Below are 6476 nucleotides of genomic sequence, written 5' to 3' on the forward strand. Positions count from 1 at the left end.
AAGAGTTCTCTGTTTTTTCACAGCGAACTAGGGTGCAGCCAGTGCCAGATCCGACAATTCCGACAAGGCGGCCCACCTCGGATGCGTACGATGCAACATGATCGGATTCCGCTCTAGACCGTATGTTCGCGTGGTGAAGGTGGCCCGCCCCCGCGGTAAGCTGAATTCGGGGGTTGCTCTGGATCGGCCGGAGCCGAGCCCCAAGCTTAGCGAGGGCAAACCATGAAAGAGAATAGCGTAATTTTCATCGGCTTGTTAAGTCATTATACTAGCGTTGCGCGACGGAAACTCCGTGGACTGTTCGACAGTCCGCAATAGCGACAATATGCACCCATCCCAAGGCTGGACGCCACCGTGATCGCCTGCAAAACCGCATCGAATCTTGGGGATCGCTCTGATTGTCGTCGCCCAGCGAACCCATAGTGGTGCTATTGTTACAGAATGCACCCGGTTCGTCTGTTGTTACTCTTGGCAAAGTGACCGCGACGGCAAGATCTGTCGAAATTTCATCAGACTCGCGTTGGAAGCTGCAATCACAGCTTTGAAAGACGACCATAATATAGAGATCCGATTGGACTCGGATATATCTGACGTCCCGGGCACTCCTCCGGTAAGCGAGACAATCCTCCGGAAGATTCGCGAATGCGATATTTTCGTCGGTGACCTCACATTCGTAGGACTGACGGCTAAAGGCAAACGGCTGCCAAATCCAAATGTGATGATCGAATTCGGATATGCACGTGGTGTTCTCACTGATCAGCAAATCTTGTCGGTCATGAATACGGCATTCGGACCTGCGGAGGATCTTCCCTTCGACCTAGCGCACCTTCGCCATCCGACGTCTTACTCAGTGGAGGAGGACGTCAGCGACGGCATCCGACGTGAACGCCGTTCCGCTTTCGCAAAAAAGCTGACGCCTCACCTCAGGGCCATGGCGGAAAGGGTGTTTGAGAACAGAGCGGCGGCGAAGCCGCATGCCGACGCAGTTGCCCCCGCCCACGCGCTGGTGACCACCGTGATACAGATGAACGGCCGAGGCGAGACACCGGCAATTGTCGCCAGCCCGAAACTCGTCATGCAATTGGTTACAGCGGCTGCAGCGGATGGTACCATTCTCGTCCCGGCTCGCGTCAATGCCGCTCGTTCGAAGTTTTTGCCGGTTGGTTATAGGGAGAGCTGGCCGGACACGAATGTACGGGAGTGGGCTGATTTCGACCCGCCAAAGTCGGTGCAGGGAAAGCCGAACCCCGAGGCCCGTTGGTACATGCGCGTACTCCGGTCAGGTGCACTGGATGCCGCCACAATGATCGGGGCGAGAATTGACGACGACAAGGACATTCTAGTCGAAGCCGGCCCACTCGAGGCCCGCATCTTCGAAATGGCGGAGCGAATGGGCACTATTGCTTCGGCGATTGGTATCGATGGTCCGTTGGTCATTCATGCCTCGCTTGAAGGCATGGAGGATGTAAGATTGATGGGGCGTCAAAAGGCCAGCAGGCCATTGCGAATGCCATTTATCGACCTTGGAACCGTCAGCGTTCCATTGGTCTCCGCGATAACGATTGAGAACCTTCGTCCACTTCTTGATACAATCTGGCTGACCGCCGGCTTCGGTGACGGCTCACCTCTCTTCAGTGAGAGTATTCTTGACGCCGATCGCAAGAAGATGCTGGCAGTCCCGGAGGTTATCAATGACAGAGCCTGGCGGTAATAAACCTTGATATTACAGCCGCGTCGTCTTTTGACTCATGGGAGCTTTCAGCCCGTTTGTTCAAACCCTTACTTACGATCAGGCACCCAACGAAGCGCGCCAATTCGTTGAGAAATTCAAGGTGGCCAGCATCTGGAAACTATTACACCACTGTACCCCGACATCGTTGCAAACGTCTGGAATGCGCCGGTTAGCGCGTTGGCATGTTGGCTTCGACGCTTCGACGGTGACGAGGCAGCGATGCACGGGGTCTGCCAGCGCGTAGGCGATCAGAAAAGGATCACGTCCGACCTTGATCAATTCTGCATCGTTGAGGTCGGGTGCGTACTGATTAATTACAGCCTGAACATGAACAGCATCTACCTCCTCGTTGAGGAAAAGCGCATCGTAGGTGTCATCGTCGCTCAGCCATTCGGCGAGATCGTCGGTTCCGCCCGTAATCTCTTCCAATATCTCGAGGGGCATTTTGACAGCACCCACTGTGCCCATGTGAGCAAGCCAACTCCAGAATTCTGGAATTCTATCGATCGGGTAATATTGGTTTTTGGCGGTGATCAAAACGTTCGCGTCGATAAGGTGCAACTCGACCCCCTCAAGCCGCGCTGTCGGTCAACGAGTAAACGTTGTTTGGTTTCACACCTAGAATGGCCGCCGCCTTCGATGGAGATAGGGCGCCATCCGCCAGCATCCGGCGCGAGAGCTTTAGCAACCGATTACCAAGCCGGTGCCGACGCACCACATAGTAGTTTGGTCCGCCTTCGTTTTCGCGCGCACGATCTCGGTTATCCCTCTGATTGCGCAGCCACTGCTGACGGAAGAAGCCGCTCACGATCGACCACATGTCCTGTGTTATAAGCCCTTGGCGGTAAAGCTTGTAGGCGACCATGGAGTGGCTCACCTGCTTGGCATGCGCTATCGCAGATATACGAACGACAACCTGCCCCTGAGCCGCTCCTATGAGACTCGGCTCATTGGCGAACTCGGCAGCCGGTAGAAGTATGCGGCCAGCCACATCATTGCAAAAGGTCTCGATGGCCATTCTCGGTCGACCCGCACTCACGCCGCTCTGACCAAGCCAAATGTGCGCGAGCTCATGGAGCAGGGTGAACGACCAAGCTTCCTCACTGTCCTGATCGTTTATTACAACGAATGGTGCGATGGAATCAGCCAAAGCGAAACCGCGAAATAGCTCAACGTCCAGAGTGCTATGGTGGCTGCCTAGGTTGCCAATCAAAAGAACGAAGATACCGGCTGCCTCGGCGCGCTCACGCAGATAGGTAAAACCCCTTGCCGTCCCGACGCCGCTGCCTCTGCGATACTGGTGAAGGTTAAAACCGAGCGTATTCGTAATCTCGGAAACCAGGGCGTCTTCGCCGTCCTGTTGGGTGAAAGAGCCAACGAACCGAAGTGGTTCGGCTTCATCTTCGGCCTCAAGGAGAGAGCGGACCATTTCCTGACGCGCACGTACCTCTCGCAACAGCGTATCAACCATTGCGGCGTCGCGTGTCGCAAACTCCTCAGGCAGTGTACGAAAGTCCTCACCTCGCGCGGCTTTTGCGGGTGGCGCAGCGAGATAAAACGTGAGCAGAGGACGACGATACTGGTTCGCCATTTTCAGGAGCAAGGGACGGGATGGCTCGCCCTTGCCAGCTTCAAGCATAGCAAGGCGGTCCGCTCCGGACGTTCCTCGGGCAAGCTTTAGGCCGACTTTCTCAGCCGCGTCTTCCAGTGTCAGGCCAGCCGACTCGCGAGCCCACTGAAGGATCAATGGGTTTACCTTGGGCAATTTCTATCTCCGCTCAGAACAGGCGCTACTATGATATTCCAGATCATGCAACCAAACCATTACCAAAGATATAGTGTAACCCACCGGGCATAGCCAAATGAGGACGATAGTTGTCTCAATCGGACCGCTCGATCTGTCACATTATTCCCCACGCCCGAAACCTCCCCCTCCCCGTCATCTCGCGCAGGCCCAGCTCCAAAACAATCCGCCGCGCCGCCTGCGGCGTGACGCCCAGCGTCTTGGCTACTATCCGGGCCGACACGAGCGCCTTTGCCATCACCAGCTCGACCAGCTCCGGCAATTTCGAGGAGGTTCGCCGTCCTTCGAGTTTTCGGTCCATCATCGTCTTCGCCAGCGTCAGCCGGTCATGCTCTTTCATGCCGATCTCGGCGGCCGTCAAAAATCCGTGGGCGATGGCCAGCAGCCGGGTTTCCCGATCGCGGTGCCGGCACCGATCAACGGGAATAGTTTTGAGGCCAACGTTAAAGGCGGCCAGATGGGCGCCGGTGGTGACGTCCGCCTGTCGTAGAATTGAGGCAGCCAACAATCGGCCGAGCCAGGGCGCATGCTGCAGCACCGAAAGCTCGTTCCAGGCATCGAGGGCGACGATCGCCTGCAGCAGCGCCGGCAGGTCTTGCACCTGCCGCAACACACCGCGCCATTCGTCGAGCCGGGCATCCTCGTCCCAGTCGAGATCATAAACCAGCGGATCGGCCGGAGCCCGGCCAGGCTTTTTGGCTCGTTCGATCGCGGCATAGTCGACGCCGGGCAGGTTTTTGACGTCGTCACCATCATCCCCCTCCCCTTCCGCGTCGATCGCGACCGCCGCCCGAATAACTCCGGCCGTCGTCGCCTCGTCCCCACCGCCCGACCCGATCTCCGAGGTTTTCCGTAGCGAGCGAATGCCGTCGGCAGAGAGCGCCCAATCAGGGGATTGGCCGGCGACGCGCCGGCGAGTTCGCAGAACGTCGCGGGCGATTGTCAGTTCCTGGGTCGGGGTGCGGGTATCGCGGGTGGCGTCATGGAGGACGAGGTCTTCCAAGTGGACGAGTTCGTCGTCGATCCACAAGGAGGCGCAGGCATCGGTGAACTGCGGGTAGAAGCAGGATACGTGTAAAAACCGGTCACAAGGAACTTTGGGGTGCTGGTTTCATCGCCTGAGATCCTCGACTTTCAATTCTGCCCAGATCCATGAGAAATCATAGGTGGCCATGGGGTCGTCTGCGCCGATGCTGGCGGATCGAGTTTCCAGATATTTGAGCCATTCGGCGACCTTTTCGCGCCCGGCCTTGGTACGGGCGGCGGCGCGCGGGGACTTGTTGCCGAGCATGCCGACGGGCTCGTCGAGGGTGGCACGGTACTGCTTGTCGAGCATGTCATGGACGAGTGGAGTGGCGACATCCAATGGGATGTCGTCAGCTGTCGTTTTCCGACCCGCGTAGGCTTCTTTTGCTTGTTCGATAGTCTGAATGCTGGTGAGCGGCGTGCGCACCATTTTGCCGAGAACATTCTGCAGGAGCTCGATGCCTCTCTGCGCCCTTTGGGCGGAATTGACCATGAGAACGAAGAAACGCCCCTTGATTTCCAGACTGCCGAGGACCGGCGTACCGTCCTCCATGGTCAGGCCGGCGACGAGTGTGCTGGCGCTGTCAGCCCTAGCGGCGTTGGCAGGCGGTCGGCGTCCGAGCCAATTCCAGAATTGCGGATTTTCCTGGCGCAGATCGTCGACCCCGGCAAGACGCTCGGCGATATCCCTATCGGTGATCCCGACCTCAAGGGGAAACCGGACTTCGTGGAAGACGATATCGTCGCCATCGGTGTTGCTGACATCAGGCAGGTCTTCGCCGAGCATTTTGGGCAGAACGTCGAACAGCCAGGCATGGGTGAACAGGGGTGCTGCGATGCGCAACGTATCGTCCTCGAACGACAGCTTTTTGCGCGATCGGGGTTTGTTCGAGAGTTCCTTCAAACCTTCGAGCAGGGCCTGGGAGGCTTCCATCGAAAATGGCAGCAGGCCGCCGGCGATGAGATGGCTGCCGCCGATCGTGACGATACGGGCAGCGACCCTTTCCCACTGTTTTAGCGTCTGGGTCGCGGTTGCCTCCTGAACGAGGACGGGATCCCCGCCACGGAGGAGATCGCGCGCCAGGAAGGATTTGCCGGGCACGATCTCGCTCACCTCGTAAAGGCTTATGACGGATGTGCTAAGGGCCTTCATATATGTCTTGCTTTGAGCGGTTTCCTTAAAACCGCGGCGCTTGAGATAGATGTCGACGAAGGTCATGCCATCCGGTTCAAAGGCCAGGGTGAGAAAATCCTCGAAGGCGCATCCCCAGAGTGTCATGGCCCAATGGGGGCCAAGAACCTCGCCGATCTCCTCGTGATCGAGACCGAACTCGTCCATGACGGGCCAGAAGTGGTGGCCCATTACCTCCTCGAACTGAAGCGCCCAGTCGTCCCGACCAAGGAATTTTATCAGACCGTTCAAATTGAAGCGGTTCGCCTTCATGGTTGGCCTCCTGGCGCCGAAACGAATGTTGCGTCCTGATGATGGGACGCGCCGCGACTGGCTTGCCCATCGATCTTCATGTGGATCTTGCGAATGCTGAGGGGCTACCTCAAAAAGAGGTGGTGATTTCAGCAGGTTATGATTCCTTCGGATTTGTAAAGATTCGATGGAGTCACACGATGGCCTGGACCAAAATCACCCGTCGGCAATAGGCCCGGCAAACGGCACGCTACGCAAGCGATATGACGGAGCGAGAATGGGGCAAGTTCACCGCCTCAAGGCGTGCCAGTGTTTCGGCTTCGTCTCGTCCCCACATACCGGCGGCGGCGAGACGTGGCGTTCCACCCTTGGCGCGCACCGTGTCAGGCTTAGTTCCAGGCCCAGGTTTTTTCAGCCCGTCAAAGTATGGCGTCAGCGTCCTGCCAGAAGCCAACATGGCGAGAATGGTATTTCTGTACTTATGAGACCTG

General features: G+C 57.5%; 4 protein-coding genes and 2 pseudogenes. 1 reads left to right on the top strand and 5 read right to left on the bottom strand.

Annotation, left to right across the window (positions count from 1 at the left end):
• Positions 1–520: 520 nt before the first annotated feature.
• Positions 521–1711 carry a hypothetical protein gene (locus PDO_RS26655; protein ID WP_141649847.1) on the top strand — a complete coding sequence of 397 codons (1191 nt, stop codon included), beginning with the start codon at positions 521–523 and terminating at the stop codon, positions 1709–1711.
• A 78-nt stretch (positions 1712–1789) separates the two neighbouring features.
• On the opposite strand, the gene PDO_RS07670 is transcribed toward PDO_RS26655, so the two are convergent.
• The 5 genes and pseudogenes from PDO_RS07670 to PDO_RS28740 all read right to left on the bottom strand — a co-directional run.
• The gene (locus tag PDO_RS07670; protein ID WP_007600017.1) at positions 1790–2293 is read right to left on the bottom strand and encodes a DUF4411 family protein; all 504 of its coding nucleotides are present in this window, start codon (positions 2291–2293) and stop codon (positions 1790–1792) included.
• 10 nt (positions 2294–2303) lie between these two features.
• On the bottom strand, positions 2304–3497 hold the full coding sequence (locus tag PDO_RS07675; protein WP_007600018.1) for an ImmA/IrrE family metallo-endopeptidase: 1194 nt from the start codon (positions 3495–3497) through the stop codon (positions 2304–2306).
• 136 nt (positions 3498–3633) lie between these two features.
• Positions 3634–4587 (bottom strand): annotated as a pseudogene (locus PDO_RS07680) (RHE_PE00001 family protein); the annotation flags it as partial.
• A 60-nt stretch (positions 4588–4647) separates the two neighbouring features.
• Complete coding sequence (locus PDO_RS07685) at positions 4648–6006, bottom strand: hypothetical protein (RefSeq protein WP_007600020.1); 1359 nt, start codon at positions 6004–6006, stop codon at positions 4648–4650.
• A gap of 229 nt (positions 6007–6235) precedes the next feature.
• A pseudogene (locus PDO_RS28740) lies at positions 6236–6476 on the bottom strand (hypothetical protein); the annotation flags it as partial.

This window comes from Rhizobium sp. PDO1-076 (assembly GCF_000247475.1).
Lineage (GTDB): Bacteria > Pseudomonadota > Alphaproteobacteria > Rhizobiales > Rhizobiaceae > Allorhizobium.

Excerpts from the sequence above, each read along its gene's own strand:
- PDO_RS07685 (WP_007600020.1), bottom strand. The coding sequence starts at position 6,006 with ATGAAGGCGAACCGCTTCAATTTGAACGGTCTGATAAAATTCCTTGGT.